This is a genomic window from Amycolatopsis sp. NPDC051106 (assembly GCF_040682775.1).
GTDB lineage: Bacteria > Actinomycetota > Actinomycetes > Mycobacteriales > Pseudonocardiaceae > Amycolatopsis.
In genome coordinates, this window is sequence record NZ_JBFBBQ010000074.1 from 1 (window position 1) to 22,832 (window position 22,832).

A 22,832-nucleotide genomic window follows, 5' to 3' on the forward strand; every position below is an offset into this window, starting at 1 on the left:
GGCTCGTGCTGGATCGGGTCGACGATCTTTGCCGCCGGCATCGTCCGTGAGGTCCTCGGGCTGGACGAACGCTGGCAGCCGCTGGGCTCGGTCGCCACGACGCGGAGGTTCGAAACCTTCGCTTACCGCGGTGCGCGGGCGTAGAACCCGACCGGCATCGTCAAATCCGCGCTCGACGCGCCGCACTCCAGCATCCACAACGCCGCCGCCGGGCCGAGTTCGCGGCCCAGTGTCTCGAGCGCGGCCGGGTCCGGGGCCACCGCGCGGGCCTGCTCAACTCCGCGCGCGAAGGCCTCCGGGTCCCAGCCGCCCGAATCCGTGTCGCCGAGGGAACGTGCGCCCTCCGTCAGCGACGTGACCGGAAGGGGTTCCGCCACCGCCAGCAGGCCGTGGGTACGTTCCCCCGTCAGCACTCCCATCCAGCGTGAGCTCTCCGGGGTGGGCCGGGGCCCCGTCCAGCGGGGCCGGCCATCCATGTCCGGCAGCTTCGCCGGGGCGCCGGACGCCGCCCAGCGGCCGGCCCACTCGACGGCCAGGCCCGGCGCGCTGCGGGTGGCCGGGTTGTGGAAGCGGGCCATGTCCCAGCGGTTGCCCACCGCCACCGCGGCCAGGTCGCGGTGCGGCCAGACCCTTGCCTCCCACCAGAATCCCCACGGGAACGCCGCGGTGTGCCCCCACCACCAGTCCTCGCCCAGGTCAGGGTCGGCGAGCTCGAGCGTCAGGCCGGAAAACGAACGGACGCCGTGCGGGCTCGGCCGCGGCGCGCGCGGGGTCACCATCGCCGCGAGCGAGTCCGGTCCGATCAGGCCGCGGTCGCCCCGGGCGGTGCGCAGCAAGGATTGCAGCAGCCGCGCGAAGTCCGCGGCGCTCGTGTACATCCCGACCCCCGGGTACGCCGAGGTGCGCAGCGGCGGGCTCGGCAGGCACCAGTCGCCGAACGCCATGTACCCGGTCGCGCTCGAAGACCCGGGCGCCCGGGTGCCGTCGTCGATGCTCGTGTCGTTCATGCCGGTCGCGGCGAACACTTCCCGGTGGACGCGGGCGCCGTACGGCTCGCCGGTCAGGTGCTCGACCACCCCGCCCAGCACCCCGACGCCGAAGCTCGAGTAGGAGTACGACCCCGGCGCCGTCACCAGCGGCAGCACCCCGCCGTACTCCACCGCGCGGCCGGCCTCGTGCCGGCGCCGGACGTAGTCGAGGATCGGCTCGGCCGGCGCCGTGGACGCCGTGGCGGTGACGATGTCGCTGTAGTAGCCGCCCTGGTGCGCGGCCAGCATGGCCGTCGTGACGGGCGCCGGGTCCGCACCCCGCAGACCCGCGGGCAGCACCTGGTCGACCGGCGTGTCCAAGCCGACCAAGCCCGCTTCGGTCAGCTGCATGAAGGCCAGCCCCGTGACGGGCTTGGTGAGCGAGCCCGCCGGCGCGGGCGTCTCGGCGGTCATCGGCGTGCGCGCGGCCAGGTCCGCGAACCCGGTCGCCGCTGTCCGCAGCTCGTCGCTCGTCGCCACCGCGACGGCGACCCCGGGGGTGCCGGTGACGGCGGCCAGCCGCGGCAGGACGGTGCCGAGCGCCGTCATCACCTCGTCGAGCATGCTTCTCCTCAGAACGTATTGACGGTCCACAAAGGACCGAGTCAGCCCTCGGCGGTGTTGTAGTTGACGATCCGGTCCACCATGAGGGCGACCGCGCCGGCCAGGGGGCTGTCCGCGTCCCTCCTCGCCACGTCCGGCAACCGGTGCGCCTCCTCCTCGGCGACCGCCACCATGCCCCACAGCGCGTTGAAGCCCGAAGGATCCGCCGGCTTCTCCGCGGCCGCCGCCACGGTCACGACGCCGTCCTCGGCGGCCACCGTCAGCGCGCCCATCTGCCGCAGCGTGCCGGGATCCCGTTCTTCGGCGGCCACCACGCTCCAGCCCGCCACCTCGGTCTGCCGCACGGCGGCGAGCAGGCTCCCCACGCCGCTGACAACGATGTCAGGCAATACGAGGGCCACCGGTCCCCCCGTCATCGGCAAGGCACACCGGATCGCGCCGTCCAGCCCCGGTTCGGCCTCGTCGTCCTGGTAGACGAAGACCAGCTGGAAGATTGCCGCGTAGCGCGCCAGGTACTTGACCGTGTCCAGCTTGTGCGTCCCGAACACCACGACCACACGGACGGTGAGCCCGCTCTTCGCCAGTTCGACGACGGCCTCCAGGCTGCGGTCGAGGATGGTGACCCCGGGTTCCAGGCAGTGCAGTTCCTTCGCGTACGGCGCTCCGAAGCGCGTTCCCAGTCCGGCACAGGGCAGGATGATCGAAACATCAGGGGACGAAGCAGGCATCGAGTGGCCCTCAAGTTCTGTTGACGGTCAGGAGCCCTTACACGCCACAGTAGTCACCGGAGGCAGCTCCGCGCGAGAGCGTGTCGATCACCGTAGACTGGCCGGAACGTACGAGAGAAAGCGAAGAGGACGCGCATGCGAGTGCTGCTCTCCACGTACGGGACACGCGGTGACGTCGAACCGCTGGTGGCACTCGCAGTGGAGCTGAGAAAGCTCGGCGCCGAGGTCCGGATGTGCGTCCCGCCGGACGAAGAGTTCACGGACCGGCTGGGCGGGCTCGGGATCGACGCGGTGCCGGTCGGGCCGCCGGTGCGGGCGCTGATGAGCGGGACGGCTCCCCCGACGGCGGCTGAGCTGTCCCGGTACCGGACCGAACTGGTCAACACGCAGTTCGACGTCTTCCCGTCCGCGGCCGACGGGTGCGACGCGTTGGTGGTCGCCGGCCTGGCGCAGGTCGGCGCGCGGTCCGTGGCCGAAGCCGCGGGCATCCGCTACGTGTACACGACCTACGCGGCGGTCAACCTGCCGTCGCCGCACCACGCACCGCCCCCGCGGCCCGGCTGGCCGGAGCCCGAAGGCGCCGACAACGCGACGCTGTGGCAGCTGGACGCCGAGCGGGTGAACGCGCAGTTCCGTGCGCCGCTCAACCGGCACCGGGCCGTCCTCGGCCTGCCCCCGGTGGACGACGTGCGCGGCCACGTCTACTCCGAGCGGCCGTGGCTGGCGGCCGACCCGGCCCTGGGGCCGTGGCCGGCGACCCCGGGCCTCGAAGTGGTCCAGACCGGGGCGTGGACGCAGGCGGACGAGCGGCCGCTGCCGGCCGAGCTGGTGGCGTTCCTGGACGCGGGCGCGCCGCCGGTCTACGTGGGCTTCGGCAGCATCGGCCCGGCGCCGGACATCGCCCGCTGGGCCGTCGAAGTGAGCCGCGCCCGGGGTCACCGCGTCCTCGTTTCCCGCGGCTGGGCGGAGCTGGACCTGGTCGACGGCCAGGACGACTGCTTCGCCCTCGGCGAGGTCAACCACCAGCGCCTGTTCGGCGAGCTGGCCGCGGTGATCCACCACGGCGGCGCGGGCACGACGCAGACGGCCGCCCGCGCGGGCGTCCCGCAGGTGGTCGTCCCCCTCCCTGTGGCGGACAACCCGTACTGGGCCGGGCGGGTGGCGGCCCGGAAGGTCGGCGCGGCCCTCGACGGCCCGACGGCGACCTTCGAGTCCTTGAGCGAGGCCTTCGACACGGCTTTGGCGCCCGGGACCCGGGCGCGGGCGGCGGCTTTGGCCGCCGAGGTCCGCGCCGACGGAGCGGCGGTGGCCGCGCTCCTGCTGCTCGACGCTCTCCGGTGAGCCGGGCGCGCGAAAATATTTTCCGGGCCGTGTTGATCCGCGGGCCGCTCGTTCGACAAGAGGGGGCGAGGGCCGAGAGGCGGCCCCGCCGGACGAGGAGCACACGATGCCGAAGTACATGCTGATCATGCGGGGCACCGACGAGTCGAACGCGGCCATGATGGCCGACATCGAGGCGTCGATGGCCTCGACCCGCCAGTACATCGAAGACATGCTCAAGGCCGGTGTCCTCCTCGCGGCCGAAGGGCTCGACGACCCGAGCCGCGGTGTCGTGGTCGACTTCGGTGCCGAGGCCCCGGTGGTCACCGACGGGCCGTACGGGGAGACCAAGGAACTGTTCGGGGGTTACTTCCTGCTCGACGTCGCCTCGAAGGAGGAAGCGGTCGAGTGGGCCAAGCGGATGCCGGCGACCCGCGGGACCAAGATCGAGGTCCGCCGGGTGGCCGGCGACGACGAGGTCCCGAACCAGGCCGCGGACGAGAGCTGATGCACCCGGCCGACGTCGAGGCCGTCTGGCGGATCGAGTCGGCGCGGATCGTCGCCGCGCTGACCCGGTTCACCGGCGACTTCGGGCTCGCCGAGGACGCCGCCCAGGAGGCGGTGGCCGAGGCGCTGGTGTCGTGGCCGCTCGACCCGCCGGCCAACCCGGCCGGCTGGCTGCGGGCCACGGCCCGGCGGCGGGCGATCGACGCGATCCGCCGCCGGGCCGCCCTCCAGGACCGGTACGCCCTGCTGGCCGCCGACGGCGAAGCCGACCCCGGGGATGTCGACCCGGACCGGATCGACGACGACGTCCTGGCGCTGATGTTCGTGAGCTGCCACCCGGTGCTCTCCCCAGAGGCCCGGGTGGCGCTGACCCTGCGCGTGGTCGGCGGCCTGACCAGCGAGGAGATCGCCCGCGCGTTCCTCGTCCCGGTGCCGACCGTGCAGGCCCGCATCACCCGGGGCAAGAAGACGATCGCGGCGGCCGGCGTGCCGTTCGAGCTGCCGGCGGCCGGTGAACGGCGGGACCGGCTGGGCGGCGTGCTCAGCGTCCTCTACGTGATCTTCACCGAGGGGTCGACGGCCACGTCGGGCGACGCGCTGCTGCGCCCCGACGTCGCGTACGAGGCCATCCGGCTGGCCCGCACGCTGGCCGCGCTGCAGCCGGACGAGCCGGAGGTGCACGGCCTGCTCGCGTTGTGCGAGCTGACCGCCGCGCGCTTCCCGGCCCGGACCGGCCCGGACGGTGCGCCGATCCTGCTCGAAGACCAGGATCGGCGGCGGTGGGACTTCTCGGCGATCCACCGGGGGCTGGCCGCGCTGGCCAAGGCGTCGGCTCGCGGACTCGGTCCCTACGGCCTGCAGGCGGCGATCGCGGCCACCCACGCGGCGGCGCCTTCGGTCGGCGAGACCGACTGGGACCGGATCGTGGTGCTCTACGAGGCATTGGGCCGGGTCGCGCCGTCGCCGGTGGTCGAGCTCAACCGGGCCGTCGCCGTGGGGATGGCGTCGGGGCCGGCGCACGGCCTGGCCATCGTGGACGAGCTGGTCGCCGCGGACCGGCTCCCCGGTTCGCACCTGGTCCCGACCGTGCGCGGCGAGCTGCTGGCCCGCCTCGGCCGGCGCCCGGAGGCCCGGGCCGAGCTGGAGCTGGCGGCCCGGCTGTGCGCCAACCAGCGCGAACGCTCGGTGCTGCTGCGCAAGGCGGCCGCACTGGCCTGAAACCGTCCGAAGTGGACATCTCCCCCGGGCCACGGCTGCGCCGATCGGGTGGCATCCGGGCCGGGCGTCAACCGGTCGGCGACGTCCGGAGTGGTCCGTGCGCACACCTACCGGAAGTTCCGCTCCACCTGGGGGAATCCGCTCATGCGCGCTCTTGCCCGGACGTCCGCCCTCGCGCTCACGACGGTGGCGTTGACCGCCGCGGTGACGGCTCCGGCGGAGGGCGTCGAGCCACCGTCGCCCGGACAACCGCACGTGAGCCTCCCCGCGGGGCGGACCTTCTACACCAACCCCGGCACGGACCCCGCCGCGCCGAACGCGGGTTTCCCCTCGCTGTTCAACGCGAGCGTGACGAACCCGGACGGCAGCCGCACTTCGCGGCTGTTCACCACCTACGGCGTCGGCACCGACTCGCCGGGCACGAACGCCGCCGCGATGCGGACCTCCACCGACGACGGCGCCACCTGGAGCCCGGTCGCCCTGCCGAGCCGGTGGGCCGGGATCACCAACGCCGTCCGGCTCGCCGACGCCGCCGGGACGGTGGTGGCGGTCGACTTCGAACCGATCACGCTGTCGCGTTCGGCCGCGGATCCGGACCCGTCCACGCCGTACAACGAGAACGACCGGGTCTTCGGCCGCTGGACCCTCACCGGGACCACGATGACGGCCGCCGGGACCGCGACCACGAGCTATCCGGGCTCGCCGCCGACCCTCTGGGCCCGTTTCCAGCGGGGCATCCTGCTGCTGCCGGACAGCCGGACGTTGCTGGCCACGGTGTACGGCGCGACCGCGAGCGGCCCGTTCACCGCGCTCATGCGCAGCACCGACCAGGGCGCGAACTGGATCCAGGTCACCCGGCTGGCGGAGGGGGCGGGCTGGTCGGAGGCGAACGTCGCACCGACCTCCGACGGCAAGCTGATGGCCTGGCTGCGGCGGGACACCACCGTCGCGGGGGAAGACCGCTTCCTGCCCGACCTCTACTACACGCAGTCGTCCACTGTGGACGGCTCGGGAAGCTGGACGGCACCGGTGAAGATGGCCTCGGACACGGGGAACTCGCCGGGGTCGGTGCTGCTGGGCAACGGCGCGGCGCTGCAGGCATCGGGCCGGCCCGGCAACGTGGTGCGGTACAAGTACTCCGGGACGTCGGGCTGGCAGGACTGGACCGGCCGCACGACGATCTACACCAACCAGCCCACCGCCGGGACGGGCACGGGCGGGCGCTCGCTCGCGGCGTCCGGCTCCAGCAACACCCTCGCGATGACGCCCCTCACGGCGAACACCGCGCTCGCGGTCGGGGACAACTGCGCGAGCTGGGGCTGCCCGGCCACGGCGTCGGGCTACCCGCACGGCACCTCGCAGTCACTGTGGAAATCGGTGCTCGAGGTGAACACCGCCCAGTGGGGGACGATCGATCTGCAGTCGAAGTTCCGGCGCGGGGAGATCTCCTTCGTCGACCCGGCGTTCACCACCTACGGCGACGGCCGGACGTCGATCGGCGCGTACGCCTTCGACGGCGACGTCCGCGCCGATTCCTCCGTGGTGACGGCGAACCGCAGCGTCACGCTCCGGCTGGACCGCGCCTACGCGCTGACCGGCATCGGCGCACACGCCCATCTCACCGGGCCCGCCGGCCTGTCCATCGAAACTTCGCTCGACGGCGTGACCTGGTCCACGCCCGCGCAAGGCACCCGGTCCGGCATCCTGTATCCCCTGGCCGCGCCGACGACCGCCCGGTACGTCCGGCTCAGCGACCCCAATCCCCCGACCGGCGACGGCTCGTCGTTCCTCGACGAACTCCAGCTCTACAGCACGCTGGACGGCTTCGAAGCCAACGTCCCGGGCGCGGCTCCCGCCGGGAACGGCCTGGCCACGGCGACCGGCGCGGTGGTCGTCGCCGGGGCCCCGGCGGTCGAGCCGATCTCGTCGCGGTTCCTGCGGATCACCGACACCAGCGACACCGTGCTGTCCCGCATCGCCTGGAACCACGGCGCCTCGGCCGGTGCGGACTACGAGTTCAAGGTGCGGGCGAGCGGCACGAGCACGCACGGCCTGCTGTTCAGCGTCCTGGGCACGGACTCGGCGGGCAACCCGGTGACGCCGTACCACTTCCTGCTGGACGCGGTCAGCGGCAAGTTCTACCGCTACGACTTCGCGAACGCGACCTGGGGCGCGCCGCTGGGCACCGTGACCGTCGGGTCGTGGACCTGGAACTCGGTGCGGGTCGCCGCCGGGCCTTCGTCGGCGACCTTGACCGTCAACGGCCAGGCGGTCGCCACCGTCACGCCGTCCCAGCCGTTCAGCGGCTTGACGGGCAACCAGCTGTCCTCGACGGGCACCGCCGCGACCGGCGACGACTGGTTCGTCGACGACATCGGCTACACCCGGCCCTGACTCAGCGGCCCGGCGGCCAAGCGCACCCCTCGGCCGCCGGTGATCCGCCGCACGGGGTGCTGGACGAGCTGCCTTCCGGGCCGGTCACCGTGACCCGGACGCTGAACGGGTCCACGACGACCTGCCAGCTCCGCGGCGACCCGGCGTCCGAGGTGTGTACGGCCTTCCCGACCAGGTCCGGGATCTGCTCGAAGGGCACGGCGCGAAGGTCGAACCGCGGGACGGCCGCGGCGGTGGGCGCGAACACCACCGACAGCCGGCGCTCCTCGACGACCGCGGTGAGCACCTGGGACACGTCCGCGTTGCCCGCCAGCGAGTCGACGACCCGGCGCAACTCCCCCGCGTCTAGCAGGGTCTGGCCGGGTCCCACCGTCACCGTGGCGGAACCCGCGGACGACGTGACCGACGTGGCCGGCGGCTCGATCGGCGGCTCGGAGCTTTCCGGACCGAACAGGTCGGCACGGAACAGCACCAGGACGGCGGCCGCGGCGAGCAGCAACCCCGTCAAGGTGACCGCCCCGGCCGCACACCCCTCCGGCGGGGAACGCACCAAAGCGGACTCGGGAGCGGATTCGACGGTGGCGCCCGCCCTCCGGCGCTCCCACGCCGGTGCCGGGCGCGGCACGATCCGGACCTGCCACGGCCGGTCCGGCGGGTACTCGACCACGACGACGTCACCCCGCCGGAAGCCCGGGAGGTCGACCAGGTTGACCTGGTGGGTCACCTCGGCCCGGTACGACGGCGCGTCGTCCGGCGCGACCGTCAGGACGAGGTCGACCGGCACGTCTCCGGTCTCGGTGCCGCCGGCGCGCAGGCTCTCGACCTTCGCGAGCGCCACGCGGGGCACGACCGCCGCCTCCCGCGCACGCCGCGGCATGCCGGCGACGAAGACGAGCACGCCGTAGGCGAGCGGAAGTCCCAGCGCGGCGAGGATCAGGGGCACCCGCTCGAGGATGATGCCGACGACGAAAGCGCTCAGCGTCGCGCCGATGACGCCGCCGGTCAGGAACCCGCGGGCGAGGGCGACCGGACGGCGGTGGACCGGCGCGGCGGGCACGGTGGACATGGCGGAGCTCCGGACTGTCGAAGGTCTCCCGCGGGCTCCGCGGAAGTACCCCCAGGCTGGACCGCGCCGGGCGCTACCGAACCCAGGTTTCACGTCACTGCGCGAAAGTCACACGGCCGGTGATCGCCCTGGCGCCGCCTTCGGCCATGCCGGGCAGAACGAGCTTGCCGTCCTCCCGCCGGCCGTGGGTCAGGACGGTCGCGCCGGAGAAGACCGGGCCGGACAGGCGATACCCGAACGACGTCACCGGCCGGTCCGCGTGGCGGCGCGGGATCTCCAGCAGCAGCAACGCGAGCAGCGGCCCGTGCACGACCAGACCGGGATAGCCCTCGACATCGGTCACGTACGGCCGGTCGTAGTGGATGCGGTGGGTGTTGTAGGTCAGCGCGCTGAACCGGAACAGCAGCCGCGGCCCGGTCGGCGTGGCGATCTTCCAGTCGTGGGGGGTGGCTCGCCGGTGGGGACCGGCGTGGCCGCCCGCCGGCGTTCACCGCGGGCTGGGAGCGGTAGACGACGTCCTGGTGCTCGGTCAGGAGCAGCTCGTCACCGCGCCGGTATTCGTGCCGGACGGTCACGAACGCCAGCTGCCCGCTCCGCCCGTCCTTCACCACCACGTCGGCCGGTTCGCTGCGGCGCTCGATCCGGTCACCGATGAGGATCGGCGCCCGCACCTCCACCCGGCCACCCGCGATCATCCGGCGGCGGTCCGGGATCGGCGGCAGGAACCGGCCGTCCGCCGGGTGGCCGTCTTCGCCGAGCGCGGCCTGCGGCACCGGCTCCAGGAAGTGGAACCAGTGCCACAGCACCGGAAGCGGCTCGCCGAGCCGGGCGGCCGGTGCGGCGAGGTCGAGCAGCCCGGAGAACGCCGCGGCCGGCCAGGGACCGATCACGTCGGACGTCTCGGGCCGCCAACCGGCGACGGCGTCGCGCAGGTCGGTCACCGCAGACCTCCCCGGGCGACGAGCTGGCCGACGATGACGTTCTGCTGGATCTCGTTGGTCCCCTCGCCGACGATCATCAGCGGCGCGGCGCGGAAGTACCGCTCGACGTCGAACTCGGTCGAGTAGCCGTAACCGCCGTGGACGCGGATCGCGTCGAGCGCCACCTCCATCGCGGTCTCCGAGCAGAACAGCTTCGCCATCCCCGCTTCCGGATCGGCCCGCTCCCCCGCGTCGTACCGCCCCGCGGCGTGCAGCAGCAGCTGACGGGCGGCGGTCAGCTTGGTCGCCATCGTGGCCAGGTGGTTGCCGACCGACTGGTGCTGCCAGATCGGCTTGCCGAACGATTCCCGTTCCTGGGCGTACTTCAGGGCGTCGTCGAAGGCGGCCCGCGCGACGCCGGTCGCGCGGGCGGCGACCTGGATGCGGCCGACCTCGAGGCCCCGCATCATCTGCGCGAACCCGTGCCCCCCTGGGAGACGGTGAACCCGGCCACCCTGTCACCGCGTGGCCGGCGGGCAAGGTCCGTGAATGTCGCATCGAGAGACTTGAAGTCCCTCAATGCGACATTCACGGCACTGTGCCGACCGCCACTGACCCTTGCCGTTAGGTTAGCCTGACCTTATTGTCCTCGCGTGTCCCTCGTTCCCCACCGCGCCGGCACCGGCGTCCACGCCCGTGCGGTCGACGTCGCCTACGGCAGCGACGTCGTCGTGCGCGCCGCGTCCCTCTCCCTGCACGCGGGCACGGTGACCGCGCTGATCGGCCCGAACGGCAGCGGGAAGTCGACACTGCTGCGTGCGCTGGCGCGGCTGCACCCGCCGGTCGCCGGCTCGGTCACCTTCGCCGACGGCGCGGACCTGCGCGCACTGTCCGGAAAGGACATCGCCAAGCGGATCACGTTGCTGTCGCAGCAGCGGACCGCGCCGGGCGGCGTGAGCGTCCGGGAGCTGGTCGAGTTCGGCCGGCACCCGCACCGGTCCCGCTGGGGCGGCCGCGACCCCGAAGGTCCCGCGGCGGTCGAGCGCGCCCTGGAGCTGACCGGGCTGTCCGCCCTCGCCGACCGGCCCGTGCAGGCCCTCTCCGGCGGGCAGGCGCAGCGGGTGTGGCTCGCCGGCTGCCTGGCGCAGGACACCGCGCTCCTGCTGCTCGACGAACCCACGACCTTCCTCGACCTGCGGTACCAGGTGGAGATCCTCGACGTCGTCCGCGACCTCGCCGACCGGCACGGCGTCGGGGTCGGCGTGGTGCTGCACGACCTCGACCAGGCCGCGGCCGTCGCCGACCGGGTGCTCCTGCTGGAGGCCGGCGTGGTCACCGCGGAAGGCGCGCCCGCCGACGTGCTGACCGAAGCGAACCTCACCCGTGCGTACGGCATCCGCGTGGACGTCCGGCTCGACCCGGCCGACGGCCGGATCCACACCCGCGCGGTCGGCCGCTTCAACGACTCGAAAGCGCGCACCGCGTCGGTCTGACCGGTACGCCGTCATTGAGAAACAGGAGAAACATGCGCAGCACCAGGACCTTTCTCGGCCTGGCCGCGGCCGCCACGTTCTTCGTGGCCGCCTGCGGCACCACCGAGGAAGCGGCGAGCACCACCGCCACCACCACGCGTTCCGGCCCGGTCACGGTCGTCGACTCGCGCGGCAAGGAGGTGAAGCTGCCCGGCCCGGCCAAGCGCGTCGCCGCGACCGAATGGAACGGCGTCGAGCACCTGGTCTCGCTCGGCGTCATGCCGGTCGGGGTCTCCGACATCAAGGGCTACGGCCAGTGGGTGAGCGCCGCGCCGCTCGACACGACCCCGAAGGACATCGGCACCCGCGGCGAGCCGAGCCTCGACACGCTCGGCTCGCTGGGGCTGGACCTGGTGATCGTCACCGACAGCGTGACCGAAGGCGCGCTTCAGCAGATCGAGGCGAAGGTGCCGGTGATCGTCCTCGACGGCGGCAACGCCCAGGACCCGATCGCCGGGATGTACGCCAACCTGGACACCGTCGCGAAGGCCACCGGCACCGAGGCCAAGGCCGCGCGGCTGAAGTCCGAGTTCGAGCAGAAGCTCACCGCGGGCAAGGCCGAAGCGGAGAAGCTCGGCGCCGCCGGGCAGAAGGTCGCGTTCTCCGACGCCTACGTCACTTCCGGCTCGGTCAGCATCCGCCCCTACACCAAGGGCGCGCTGGTGTCCGCGGTGTTCGGCCGGCTCGGCCTCGAGACCGCCTGGCCGATGACGGGCGACGCGTCCTACGGGCTCGCCCAGGCCGACGTCGAGGGCCTGACCCAGCTGCCCGACGTGCGGTTCTGGTACATCGCCAACAACGCCGACGGCGACCCGTACCAGCAGGAGCTGGCCGGCAACACGATCTGGAAGAACCTGCCGTTCGTCAAGAGCGGCAAGGTGCACCGCTTCCCGGACGCGCTGTGGATGTTCGGCGGCCCGAAGTCCATGGAGCAGTTCGTCGACGCCGCCCTCGTCGCGCTCAAGGGATAGCGCCCGAGTGAAGACCCTGACCGAGCCGCCGCCGGCCGCGCCCACCGTCCGGCGGCGCGGCCGGCTGACCCTGCTGGGCATCGGGCTCGCCGCCCTGATCGCGGCGGGTTCGGCGGTGCACCTGACGCAGGGCACCGCGAACGTGGACGCGCTGGACGTGCTGCGGCTGGTGTTCGGCGGCGGGACCGGCGACACGGCCGCGGTGGTCGTCGAGTCGCGGTTGCCGCGGCTGCTCGCGGCACTCGTCGTCGGCGGCGCCCTCGGCGTGGCCGGCGCGGTGCTGCAGTCGGTGTCCCGCAACGCCCTGGCGTCGCCGGACACCCTGGCCGTCAACGCGGGTGCGCACCTGGCCGTCGTCGCGGTCGCGGCGTTCGGCGTCTCGCTGCCGCTGCTCGGCGCGACCGGTGTCGCGTTCGCGGGCGGGCTCGCCGCGGCGGTGTTCGTGCTCGCGCTGTCGGGCACCGGCGGCACCGGGATCGTGCGGCTGGTGCTGGCGGGCACCGCCATCGCGCTGGCCCTGATCTCGGTGACCCAGGTCCTGCTGCTGCTCTACGCCCAGGAGACCCGCGGCCTGTTCGCGTGGGGCGAGGGATCGCTGGAGCAGAACGGGCTCGGCGGAATCCGGACGCTCGGCCCGCTCGCCGGCGTGGCGCTGGCCGCGTTGCTCGGGATGTCCCGGCGGCTCGACCTGATCCACGTCGGCGACGACCACGCCCGGACGCTGGGGATCCACGTCGGACGCGTCCGCTTCGCCGCGATCACGCTGGCCGTGCTGCTGGCCGCGGCGGCGGTGACCCTGGCCGGTCCCATCGGTTTCGTCGGCCTCGCCGCGCCGGCCCTGGCCCGGCTGCTCGCGTCCGTGGTGCCGGGCCTGCACCGGCACGCCGCCCTGCTCCCGTTCTCCGCGGCGCTGGGCGCGGCTCTCCTGCTGGGCGCCGACGTGCTGCTCCGCACCATCATCAGCCCGCAGCGCGCCCTGGAGGTGCCGACGGGCGTCGTGACGACGATCCTCGGCGCGCTCTTCCTCGTGGTGCTGGCCCGCACGGCCCGGATCACCTCCACACCGGCCGATCCCCCCACGGCGGGCGCGCGGGGCGGGGTGAGCACGGCCCGGTACTCGGTGGTGCTGGGCGTGCTGGCGCTCGTGACGGTCGGTGCCGCCGTCGGCGCGGTCCTGCTGGGAGACGCGAAACTGCTGCTGGGCGACGTCCTCAACTGGGTGACCGGCCAGGCGGGCCCGATCGTCACCGGCGTACTGGACACCCGCGTACCCCGCGTGGTGGCCGCGCTGCTGGCGGGCGCGGCGCTGGCGCTGGGCGGAGCCCTCACCCAGGCGGTCGCCCGCAACCCGCTGGCCGAACCCGGCATGATCGGCGTCGTCGGCGGGGCGGGCCTCGGCGCGGTCGCCGTGATCACCCTCGTGTCCGGGGTGGGGTTCTGGACCCTGACCGGGTCCGCGGGCCTGGGTGCCGCCCTGGCGATGGCCGTGGTCTTCGCCGTGGCCGCCCGGGGCGGCTTCAGCAGCGAACGCCTGGTGCTGATCGGTTTCGGCGTGTACGCGGCGTCGCAGGCACTGGTGACGCTGCTGATCACCCTGTCCGACCCGTGGAACGAGACGAAGGCGCTGACCTGGCTGGGCGGCTCGACCTACGGCCGGACCTTCACGCACCTCGTGCCGATGGCGCTGGCGCTGCTGCTGGTGGCGCCCGTGCTGGTCCGCATGCGCCGCGAGCTCGATCTGCTCTCGCTGGACGACGAGACGCCCCGCGTGCTGGGCGTGCCCGTCGCGCCCTCGCGCCTGCTCCTGCTTTCGTGCGCCGTCCTGCTGACCGGCGCGGCGGTCGCCGGAATCGGCGTGCTCACGTTCGTCGGCCTGGTCGCCCCGCACGCGGCCCGCGCGATCGTGGGCAGCAGGCACTCCCGCCTGCTGCCCACCGCCGCGCTGCTCGGGGCGACCCTCGTCTGCGCCGCCGACACCGTCGGCCGCACGGTGATCGCCCCGGGTCAGCTGCCCGCCGGGTTGATGACCGCGATCATCGGCGCGCCCTACTTCGTGTGGCTCCTGTACCGGCACCGCACGAAGACGTCGGTCAGAAGCCGGGGAACACGCGGCGCAGGTCGTCGAGCGTGACGCTGCCCTCGACCGTGACGCCCTGGTCGTACGGTGCCTTCAGGCGGCCGCTGACCAGCCGGACAAAGGCTTCGGGCGATCCGGTGAACGTCGCGGACGGCGCCTCGAGGTGGTCCGCCACGGTGACCGCGTCGTCGATCACGAGACCGCCACCGGGCACCGCGACGGACACCGGGGCCGCCAGCTCCGCCGGCTTCGCGAGGAAGCCCAGCATGAACCCCAGCGGCCCGGTCAGGAGGTCGACGAGCACCTCGGCCGACCCGGCGGCCACCCCGGCGTCCGGGTCGAAGGCCACCCGCACGTCCCACGAGTGGTTGGCCACCTCGCTGAGCCGCATGCCCAGGGCGGTCACCAGCGGGACCGGCTCCGGCAGGAAGCCGAGGTCGACGGTCAGCGACGAGCGCTGCTCCGGCGTGAGCGCCTCGACCAGCTCGAGCCAGCGGCCGTTGTGCTCCAGGAAGCCCTCGGCCTGCGCTCGCGGCGCCGACGCGTCCCAGCGGGCCCAGATCGTCGGGTTGTCTTCGGCCTCCACCGTCTCTCCGGCGGCCCGGGCGATCGGTGCGCGGCCGATCTCGGCGCCACTGCCGAGGTGGGAAAGGGCCTGGGCGACCGTCCAGTCCGCGGCGCCGCTGGTGGTGGCCAGCTGATCGTCGGTGAGGGTGCGGACGAGGCCGGCGAGCTCGTCGTGCTCGGCGCGGAGGGCGGCGATCGTGCGGTCCACGAGTTGGTTCATGCCCCCCTCAACTCCCGGCGGGCCGCGGGTGTTCCGCTGATCACCGTGCGGTGCGCGGCCCCGCGGCCGGGCAGGCTAGTTTGCTCGGATGAGCCTCCTCGATGACGTCGCCGAGCGCGACGGCTGGCGGTGCTGGGTGTGCGACGAACCGGTCGACCCCGGCATGTCGGTGAACGACCCGCGAGGGCCCAGCGTCGACAGCCGCACCGCCGACCGGAAGGCCAAGGTCGCCGAGCGGCTCGCCCACCGCGGGTGCAACACCCGCAAGGGCGCGGTCAAGGTGGTCATCGCCTGGCCGGACCGCCTGCACGTCGCCGACCCCGCGCCGCTGATCACCGTGGCCGGCCGGCTGGAGCGCAAGGGCGGCCGTGAGCTGGTGGCCCGGTGCCCGACCGAGCAGGACGCACAGGAGGCGGCCGACTGGCTGGTGGACCGGTTCTCCCGGCTCGTCCCGGGGTTGCCGGTGACCGCCGGCGTCGAGCCGGGCGGCGGTCAGTTCCTCGTCGTCCTGGCCACCGGCCGCCGCTGACCGGAGCGCCGCCGCGCGGTGGACCCGGCGGCGGGCACCGTGGTAGAAGTAGAACGTGTTCCACTTCTGACCGCCGGTGTTTGGGGTGCACGGATGAGCGTTCCGACGGTGACCGAGCTGCTGCTGGCCCGCGCCGGGGACGAGCGCCCGGGTCTGCTCTTCGAGGACGAGACGTATTCGTGGGCCGAGCACGTCCGGGCGTCCGCACGCCGAGCGGCCGACCTCCGGGCGACGCTGGACCGGGACAAGCCGCCGCACGTCGGCATTCTCGCCGACAACGTACCGGCTTTCTCCGTCCTGCTGGGCGCCTGCGCGTTCGCCGGGGCGGTGCTGGTCGGGCTCAACCCCACCCGGCGCGGAGCAGCCCTGACACGGGACGTCCGGCTCGCCGACTGCCAGTTCGTGCTCGCCGAGGAGAAGTACCAGCCGCTCCTGGAGGGGCTGGACCTCGGCGGGATTCCCGTGCGGGACCTGGAATCGTGGCCGTCGGCGAACACGCCACTCGATCCCGTCCCCGCGTCGCCGGACGACCTGCTCATGCTGATCTTCACCTCCGGCACCAGCGGCGACCCGAAGGCGGTGCGCTGCACCCACGGCAAGATCGCGTTTCCCGGCGCGATGCTCGCCCAGCGCTTCGGACTGTCCACAGCGGACACGGTCTACGTCACGATGCCGATGTTCCACTCCAACGCGATCATGGCCGGCTGGGCGGTCGGGCTCGCGGCCGGCGCGGGCATCGCCCTGCGCCGCCGGTTCTCCGCGTCCGGTTTCCTGCCCGACGTGCGGAAGTTCGGCGCGACGTACGCCAACTACGTCGGCAAACCACTGTCCTATGTGGTCGCCACTCCCCCGCGTCCCGACGACGCGGACAACCCCCTGCGCCTCGTCTACGGAAACGAAGGAGCGAGTGCCGACCTGGCCGCGTTCGGGGAACGCTTCGGCTGCAGGGTCGTCGACGCGTTCGGCTCCACCGAGGGCGGTGTGGGGTTCGCCCGCACCGACGACACCCCGCCCGGCTCGCTCGGCAGGCCCACCGAGGACGTGGCCATCCTGCACCCGCACACCGGCCGCCCGTGCCCCCCGGCCGAGTTCGCCGCCGACGGCCGGCTGGTCAACGCCGGGGAAGCCGTCGGCGAACTGGTCAACACCACCGGCGCCGGCTGGTTCGCCGGGTACTACCGCGACCCCGAAGCCGACGCGCAGCGGCTGCGCGACGGCCGGTTCCACACCGGCGACCTCGCCTACGCCGACGCCGCGGGGTTCTGCTACTTCGCCGGGCGGCTCGGCGACTGGCTCCGCGTCGACGGGGAGAACCTCGGCACCGCGCCGATCGAGCGCATCCTGCTGCGGCACCCCGCGATCACCGACACCGCCGTCTACGCGGTGCCCGACCCGGTGACCGGGGACCGGGTGATGGCGGCCGTCGTCACCGACGGCACGCCCCTGGACCCCGCGGAGTTCGGCCGCTTCCTCGCCGGCCAGCCGGACCTCGGGCCCAAGCAGGTGCCGGAGTACGTGCGCACGGTCCGCGAGCTGCCGCGGACGTCGACGTTCAAGGTCGTCAAGCGCCGGCTCGCCGCCGAGGGCCCGAACTGCCCCGACGTGCTCCGGCGGAGTTCGGGGCAGGACATCGCCTACACCGAGTACTCCTCGTCTTCTTCGGACGGCGCGTTCGCCTGAGGGGTTTTCCGATGACCCCGCACCGGCTACAGTCACTCACTGGGAGCGCTCCCAGGCAGGCGGGCGGACAGGTAGTCCGCCCCGTCGTCCAAGGGAGAGAAGTGCATGCGAAACAGGACACTGGCGGCCGGCCTGATCGCCGCCTGCGCCGCGACCGGCGTCGTCGTCACCACCTGGACCAGCGCGCAGGCCGCCGTCTCGGCGTACTACGTCGACCCGGGCACCAACGCGGCCAAGTGGGTCGCGGCGAACCCCGGTGACTCGCGGACCGCGGTCATCCGCGACCGCGTCGCCGCGGTGCCGCAGGCCAGGTGGTTCACCACCACGAACACCAGCACGGTCCGCGGCGAGGTGGACGCCTACGTCGGGGCCGCGGCCGCCGCGGGGAAGATCCCGATCATGGTGGTCTACGACATCCCCAACCGGGACTGCGGCGGCGCGAGCAGCGGCGGCGCGCCGTCCCACGACGCGTACCGGGCGTGGGTCGACCAGGTCGCGGCCGGCCTGGCGGGACGCCCCGCGGCCATCGTGCTCGAACCCGACGTGCTCGCGCTCATGACGAGCTGCCAGAGCGGTGACCAGCAGAGCCAGACCACCGCGTCGATCGCTTACGCGGGCAAACGACTCAAGGCCGGGTCGGCCCAGGCGAAGGTCTACTTCGACATCGGGCACTCCGCCTGGCTTTCCCCCGGGGACGCCGCGAACCGCCTGCGGGCCGCCGACATCGCGAACAGCGCCGACGGCATCGCCACCAACGTGTCGAACTACCGCGCGACCGCCGACGAGGTGTCGTACGACAAGTCCGTGCTCGGCCAGCTCGGCGACTCGCGGCTGAAGGCGGTCATCGACACGAGCCGCAACGGCAACGGCCCGCAGGGCAGCGAATGGTGCGACCCCTCCGGGCGCGCGATCGGCACCCCGAGCACCGACCAGACCGGCGATGGCCAGATCGCGGCGTACCTGTGGGTCAAGCCGCCGGGCGAGGCGGACGGCTGCATCGCCACGGCCGGCCAGTTCGTGCCTCAGCGGGCTTATGACCTCGCGATCGCGGCCGGGCCGACGACCGAGCCCACGACGCCCACCACCCCGGTCACCACGACCCCGACGACCCCGACCACCACGACCCCGCAGCCGTCCGATGGCTGCAAGGTCACGCACCGGGTGGTCAGCTCCTGGCCGACCGGGTACACCGGCGAGATCGTCATCGAGAACCGCGGAGCGGCCCTCGACCACTGGACGCTCACCTTCACCGCCCCCGGGGTCACCGTCAGCCAGGGCTGGAACGGGACCTGGACCGACACCGGGGACGTGGTCACGGCCGCGAGCACCTCGTGGAACGGTGGTCTCGCCACCGGCGCGACGGTCACCATCGGGTACAACGCGAACTACGGCGGGGGCACGCCGCCCTTCCTGTCGCCGACACTCAACGGCAGGTCGTGCGCCTGATCTCAGCCAGCGGGGGCCGGCTCGGAGCCGGCCCTCGCGACCGGGCTCAGGCGGTGGTCGTCCGGTGGGCGGCCGCGTAGTGCGCGGTGCCGATCGCCCCGGCGACGGCCAGGACGAACCCGGCGGCGGCCGCGGCGGTGAAGCCGTCCCGGACGCGGTCGTCCAGCACCGCCACGCCGATGAGCGAGGACACCGCCGTGTTGGTGGTGAACATGATGGCGGTGACCGCGGTCGCCCGGCCGCGTTGCAGGGCCATCGCGAACGCGACCGCCGCGACGAGCCCGTTGGCGATCATCGCCCACAGCGCCGGCTCCAGCGCGAGGCGCCAGAGCGGCCCGGACGCGTCGAGCGTCCGCGCCGAGATCCCGACGGCGCTGAACCCCAGCCCGCCGCAGAACCCGAGCACGATCGGCGACCAGCGGCCCTTGTTGCGCTGGGCGGTGAAGGCGATCACCGCGATCACCACCGCCACGCCCACCAGCAGCAGCTTCCACCCGGTCGCCAGCGCGCGGGCGGGGCCGGGATCCGCGGACAGGCCCAGCAGGACGAGACCCGTCGCACCGACCCCCAGCGCGGCCCAGCCGGCGCCGACCAGCCGGACGCCGAGGACCGCGGAGATCGTCGCGGTCACGCCGACGCTGAACGCGAGCACCGACTGGACCAGGAACAGCGGCAGCCGGTGCAGCGCGGCGGCGGCGAAGACGAACCCGAGCAGGTCCACCCCCACCCCGAGGAAGTAGAGCGGCTGCCGGCGCAGCGCGACGAGGTCCTGAGGCGAGCCGCCGAAGGCACCGGCCCGCCGCACCCCGGCGGACTCCAGGATGGAGCCACTACCCGAGGCGACGGCGGCCAGCACGGCGAGGACGTATCCGAGGATCACGGCCTGAGTCTCTCAGCCTGCCTGAGACCGGCGACCGGGCCGGTGCCCGGGGACGACGGGTCGACGGGCGTGGCGCCTCGGGCAACCGTCTTGAATGAGTCATTCAGGACCTCGCAAGACCTGAATGACTCATTCAAGACACCGCCGGCGTGACCACTGCCCCGCGCCCCGGCCGGGAGCGTCAGTGCGGCCGGGAGAGATCCCCGGGGTCGAAGGCCTTCACCGTGTCGGTGACGGTCTTGTCGAGCTCCCTCTTGTACTCGGCCGGGTAGACCCAGCGCAGCCCGGCCGTCGAACCGGCTCCGAGGGACTCGTGCTCGTAGAAGATCTTGCCGTCGCCCTGGTAGCCGGACACCGTGTAGCCGTCGCCCTCGGCGGAGCGGAAGGTCACCCGGCCGCCGTTCCCTTCCACCGAGGCGACCACCTCGGCGAGCTTGTCCGCGGGCCGGCGGCCCCCCGAGTTGGTTCCCCACACCGTCAGCGTCGCGCCGAAGCGGGCGTCGGTGAACCGCATCCCTTCGCCGTTCTCCGGCACCCACGGTGACGCCGCGTAGTCCGGGGGCACCTGTGTGCTGAAGCCGAAGCGGGAGTTCGTGTAGGTGGTCCTGGCGCCCGGCGGCCCCGGCGTCGGCGGCGTCGAAGAAGCGGCCGGCACCGTCCGGCCCAGCACCGTCAGGAACTTCGGCTGCAGCAGGTCGTCGAGTTCGGCGTACGGCAGCACCACCGTCTCGTCGCCGGCCGCCGAGTCGCAGCCGAGGTCGTACCACCGGATCTCGAACTCGGCCCCGGCCTCGGTGAACCCGAACGTCGCGGCCGGCACGTGGTCACCGCCGCCGGGCCGGTCCGCGGCGTCCATGGTGACCTGCTGCTCCGCGTACCCGGTGACCGAGGGCACGGTGCAGAAACCGTCCTTCGTGTGCGGTGTCAGCCGCCGGGTCAGCGTCCGCATGCCGGCGGCGGTCAGGATCTCGGGCCGGAACACGTCCTGCGGACCCACCACCTGCCCGGTGGCTAGGTCGACGGAGAGCGCTTCGGGGAACCGCCACGTGGCGTGCCCCAGCACGTCCGAGTCGAGATCGTGGTCGTACCGCACGGACAGCAGGCTCGGCGTCCGCAGCAGGACCCGCGCGGACGAGCGCAGCCCGGCCGTTCCGCCGCCCTGCCGGATCTGCTCGAGCGTGCTCGGGTCCGCGACCGCGTCCCGGACCGACTTCAGCCGCTTGTCGATCGGCGCCCGCAACGCGTCGTTGGCCCGTTGCCGGACCGCGGCGTCGGACCCGCCGGACACCTGCGGGTACTGGAGCTCGTAGCTGATCGGCAGCGCCGGGTCCCGCCCGGACAGGGTCTGCACGGCCACCGACAGCGCCGCCGGCGGCGGGGGCGGGGGCGGGTCCTCCCCGCTCCGGAGGATCACCAGCCCGCCGGCGACGAGGCCGCCGGCGATCGCGACCGCGGCGGCGATCTTGCCCACCATCGCCGCGGTCACCCCCGTCCCGGTGCCCGCTGCCGTCACGCCGGCCCCGGCGCCGGCCGCCGCGACCGGTGCGGCGGCCGTGCCGGCGGCCGTCAGGAGCGCCAACGGCGTCAGCGCCGTCAGCGCCGCGGCTGAGGTGGCCAGCCGCTTCCAGCCGCGCTTCTCCCAGTTCTTCCCGTAGGCCTTGCGGGCGACGGCTTCCAGCTCGGTCACGAAGGCGTCCGCCGTCGCCGGTCGCCACGCCGGGTCCTTCGCCATGCCGCGCGCGATCAGCGGGCGCAGCGGCTCGGGCATCGCTTCCAGCGGCACCGGCGCGTTCCCGTGCAGGTCGCGCAGCTGCTCGCTCGTGTCCGCCTCGAACGGCCGCTGCCCGGTGACGCACTGGTAGAACACGCACGTCGCCGCGTACACGTCGGTGGCGGGCCGGCCGGGCTGACCGGCCCACTGTTCCGGCGCCATGTAGGACGGCGAACCGGCGGTCAGTCCGTTGTGGCCGTCCAAAGTGGCTAGTCCGAAGTCGACCAGCTTCGACTCGCCCTCCCGCGACACCAGCACGTTCCCCGGCTTGTAGTCCCGGTGGACCACGCCGGCCGCGTGCGCGTCGGCGAGGCCGAGCAGCGAGCCCTTCAGGATCGCCAGCGCCGCCTCGGGCGCCAGGACGTTCTCCGCCACCAGCAGCGCGCGCAGCGACACGCCGGGCACCGCCTCCATGACCAGCGCGGCGCCCCGCGGTGTCTCGACGAAGTCGAAGAGCCGGACCACGTGCGGGCTCCGCACGCCGGACAGCAGCCACGCCTCCCGCCGGAACCCGTCCACGATCCGCGCGTCGGCCACGAAATCGGCGCGCAGGTACTTGATCGCCGCCATCTTCCCCGTGGCCTCGTGCTTGGCCAGCACGACCCGCCCGAACCCGCCGGTGCCGAGCACGTCCACTTCGGCGTACCCGGGCACGCTCCAGGTGTCGTTCATCCCCGCCGCTTTCCCCTCACCCTGTCTCTTCCCGCGGAGGACATCCGACCACGATCGACCGGGCTCCACCACCCGGAAGTGGCACCCGGTCCGGGACAGTGGCCGGTTCCGGCCACTTCGGGGCCGACGTCCCGGGATCACCCCACAGTGGCGGTCGCCGCCGCTTATGCTGCCCCCGTTCCCGACTCGAAGGGTGTTCCGTGTCCGCTCGCGCACTACCGTTCTTGACCACGGGCCTCGTCGCCCTGGTGCTCGCCGGATGTTCGGGCGGGGGTAACGACTCCGCGGCGCCGTCGGGCACCGCCACGCCGCCGGTCACCGTCACGGCGTCCCCGACCCCCACGACGACCCCCACGACGACGCCGCAGCCGACGACCACGCCACCGTCCACCCCGGCGAAGCCGGGCGGCGCGGTCGAGCGGTACGAGGCCTACCTGCACGCGGTGGGCGACGAAGACGTCACGACGGCCTGCGAGATCGCCGCGCCCGCCGCCAAGAAGGCGGAAGACGAAGGCTGGGGGCCGTGCGAGAAGACGCTCCCGATCTCGTTCCAGATGTTCTCCGCCGGACAGCGGAAGGCGCTGCGGACCGCCACCGTGGACCGGGGCCGCGTCACCGAAGGCCCGAATAAGGTCGAGATCCCGGCCAAGGCGGTCCAGGCCGGCGTCAAGTTCAGCAGCGGCGACCTCGGCGACGCCGTCCTCGAGCTCCGCGGCGGCAAGTGGTACATCACCGACTGACG

At 73.4% G+C, this 22,832-nt stretch carries 18 protein-coding genes and 2 pseudogenes; 11 read left to right on the plus strand and 9 right to left on the minus strand.

The window, feature by feature from the left end; genetic code table 11:
* Positions 1 to 122: 122 nt before the first annotated feature.
* Both AB0M83_RS37020 and AB0M83_RS37025 read right to left on the minus strand, forming a co-directional pair.
* Positions 123 to 1,592 carry a serine hydrolase domain-containing protein gene (locus tag AB0M83_RS37020; RefSeq protein WP_364524485.1) on the minus strand — a complete coding sequence of 490 codons (1,470 nt, stop codon included), beginning with the start codon at positions 1,590 to 1,592 and terminating at the stop codon, positions 123 to 125.
* Positions 1,593 to 1,633: 41 nt separating this feature from the next.
* Complete coding sequence (locus AB0M83_RS37025) at positions 1,634 to 2,320, minus strand: hypothetical protein (RefSeq protein WP_364524487.1); 687 nt, start codon at positions 2,318 to 2,320, stop codon at positions 1,634 to 1,636.
* 135 nt (positions 2,321 to 2,455) lie between these two features.
* On the opposite strand from AB0M83_RS37025, the gene AB0M83_RS37030 reads away from it, so the two are divergent.
* From AB0M83_RS37030 to AB0M83_RS37045, 4 genes are all read left to right on the plus strand, one after another.
* Positions 2,456 to 3,661, plus strand: a complete 1,206-nt coding sequence (locus AB0M83_RS37030; protein WP_364524489.1) for a glycosyltransferase — start codon at positions 2,456 to 2,458, stop codon at positions 3,659 to 3,661.
* Between the two features lie 106 nt (positions 3,662 to 3,767).
* Positions 3,768 to 4,148, plus strand: a complete 381-nt coding sequence (locus tag AB0M83_RS37035) for a YciI family protein (protein ID WP_364524491.1) — start codon at positions 3,768 to 3,770, stop codon at positions 4,146 to 4,148.
* On the plus strand, positions 4,148 to 5,365 hold the full coding sequence (locus AB0M83_RS37040) for a sigma-70 family RNA polymerase sigma factor (RefSeq protein WP_364524493.1): 1,218 nt from the start codon (positions 4,148 to 4,150) through the stop codon (positions 5,363 to 5,365). The genes AB0M83_RS37035 and AB0M83_RS37040 overlap by 1 nt, the downstream gene beginning before the upstream one ends.
* A gap of 144 nt (positions 5,366 to 5,509) precedes the next feature.
* Complete coding sequence (locus AB0M83_RS37045; RefSeq protein ID WP_364524495.1) at positions 5,510 to 7,759, plus strand: hypothetical protein; 2,250 nt, start codon at positions 5,510 to 5,512, stop codon at positions 7,757 to 7,759.
* 1 nt (position 7,760) lies between these two features.
* Here the strand turns inward: AB0M83_RS37045 and AB0M83_RS37050 are convergent, their stop codons facing one another.
* From AB0M83_RS37050 to AB0M83_RS37065, 4 genes and pseudogenes are all read right to left on the minus strand, one after another.
* The gene (locus AB0M83_RS37050; protein WP_364524497.1) at positions 7,761 to 8,825 is read right to left on the minus strand and encodes a hypothetical protein; all 1,065 of its coding nucleotides are present in this window, start codon (positions 8,823 to 8,825) and stop codon (positions 7,761 to 7,763) included.
* A 94-nt stretch (positions 8,826 to 8,919) separates the two neighbouring features.
* Positions 8,920 to 9,168: a hypothetical protein gene (locus tag AB0M83_RS37055; protein WP_364524561.1), complete on the minus strand. Its 249-nt coding sequence runs from the start codon at positions 9,166 to 9,168 to the stop codon at positions 8,920 to 8,922.
* A 259-nt stretch (positions 9,169 to 9,427) separates the two neighbouring features.
* A pseudogene (locus AB0M83_RS37060) lies at positions 9,428 to 9,520 on the minus strand (hypothetical protein); the annotation flags it as partial.
* A 242-nt stretch (positions 9,521 to 9,762) separates the two neighbouring features.
* Positions 9,763 to 10,227, minus strand: a pseudogene (locus AB0M83_RS37065) (acyl-CoA dehydrogenase family protein); the annotation flags it as partial.
* A gap of 249 nt (positions 10,228 to 10,476) precedes the next feature.
* Between AB0M83_RS37065 and AB0M83_RS37070 the strand changes: the two are divergent.
* Genes AB0M83_RS37070 through AB0M83_RS37080 form a run of 3 tightly spaced genes read left to right on the plus strand, consistent with a single transcriptional unit; the run spans position 10,477 to position 14,379 of the window.
* On the plus strand, positions 10,477 to 11,238 hold the full coding sequence (locus AB0M83_RS37070) for an ABC transporter ATP-binding protein (RefSeq protein WP_364524557.1): 762 nt from the start codon (positions 10,477 to 10,479) through the stop codon (positions 11,236 to 11,238).
* A gap of 32 nt (positions 11,239 to 11,270) precedes the next feature.
* Positions 11,271 to 12,248, plus strand: a complete 978-nt coding sequence (locus tag AB0M83_RS37075) for an iron-siderophore ABC transporter substrate-binding protein (RefSeq protein WP_364524499.1) — start codon at positions 11,271 to 11,273, stop codon at positions 12,246 to 12,248.
* A 7-nt stretch (positions 12,249 to 12,255) separates the two neighbouring features.
* Positions 12,256 to 14,379, plus strand: a complete 2,124-nt coding sequence (locus tag AB0M83_RS37080) for an iron ABC transporter permease (protein ID WP_364524501.1) — start codon at positions 12,256 to 12,258, stop codon at positions 14,377 to 14,379.
* On the opposite strand, the gene AB0M83_RS37085 is transcribed toward AB0M83_RS37080, so the two are convergent.
* The gene (locus tag AB0M83_RS37085; protein ID WP_364524503.1) at positions 14,339 to 15,112 is read right to left on the minus strand and encodes a maleylpyruvate isomerase family mycothiol-dependent enzyme; all 774 of its coding nucleotides are present in this window, start codon (positions 15,110 to 15,112) and stop codon (positions 14,339 to 14,341) included. The two genes, AB0M83_RS37080 and AB0M83_RS37085, sit on opposite strands and share 41 nt — an antisense overlap.
* Positions 15,113 to 15,200: 88 nt before the next feature.
* Between AB0M83_RS37085 and AB0M83_RS37090 the strand changes: the two genes are divergently transcribed.
* The 3 genes from AB0M83_RS37090 (at position 15,201) to AB0M83_RS37100 (ending at position 18,767) form a co-directional block, all read left to right on the plus strand.
* Positions 15,201 to 15,641, plus strand: coding sequence for a hypothetical protein (locus AB0M83_RS37090; protein ID WP_364524505.1), 441 nt, complete (start codon positions 15,201 to 15,203; stop codon positions 15,639 to 15,641).
* Positions 15,642 to 15,734: 93 nt separating this feature from the next.
* Entirely contained in the window at positions 15,735 to 17,321 is a 1,587-nt protein-coding gene (locus AB0M83_RS37095) for a long-chain-fatty-acid--CoA ligase (protein WP_364524507.1), read from the plus strand.
* 120 nt (positions 17,322 to 17,441) lie between these two features.
* Positions 17,442 to 18,767, plus strand: coding sequence for a glycoside hydrolase family 6 protein (locus tag AB0M83_RS37100; RefSeq protein ID WP_364524559.1), 1,326 nt, complete (start codon positions 17,442 to 17,444; stop codon positions 18,765 to 18,767).
* Positions 18,768 to 18,813: 46 nt separating this feature from the next.
* Here the strand turns inward: AB0M83_RS37100 and AB0M83_RS37105 are convergent, their stop codons facing one another.
* Positions 18,814 to 19,647 carry a hypothetical protein gene (locus AB0M83_RS37105; RefSeq protein ID WP_364524509.1) on the minus strand — a complete coding sequence of 278 codons (834 nt, stop codon included), beginning with the start codon at positions 19,645 to 19,647 and terminating at the stop codon, positions 18,814 to 18,816.
* Positions 19,648 to 19,828: 181 nt separating this feature from the next.
* Complete coding sequence (locus tag AB0M83_RS37110) at positions 19,829 to 22,090, minus strand: serine/threonine-protein kinase (RefSeq protein WP_364524511.1); 2,262 nt, start codon at positions 22,088 to 22,090, stop codon at positions 19,829 to 19,831.
* A gap of 224 nt (positions 22,091 to 22,314) precedes the next feature.
* Here AB0M83_RS37110 and AB0M83_RS37115 point away from each other — a divergent pair, with 224 nt between their 5' ends.
* Positions 22,315 to 22,830: a hypothetical protein gene (locus AB0M83_RS37115; RefSeq protein WP_364524513.1), complete on the plus strand. Its 516-nt coding sequence runs from the start codon at positions 22,315 to 22,317 to the stop codon at positions 22,828 to 22,830.
* Positions 22,831 to 22,832: the final 2 nt, after the last annotated feature.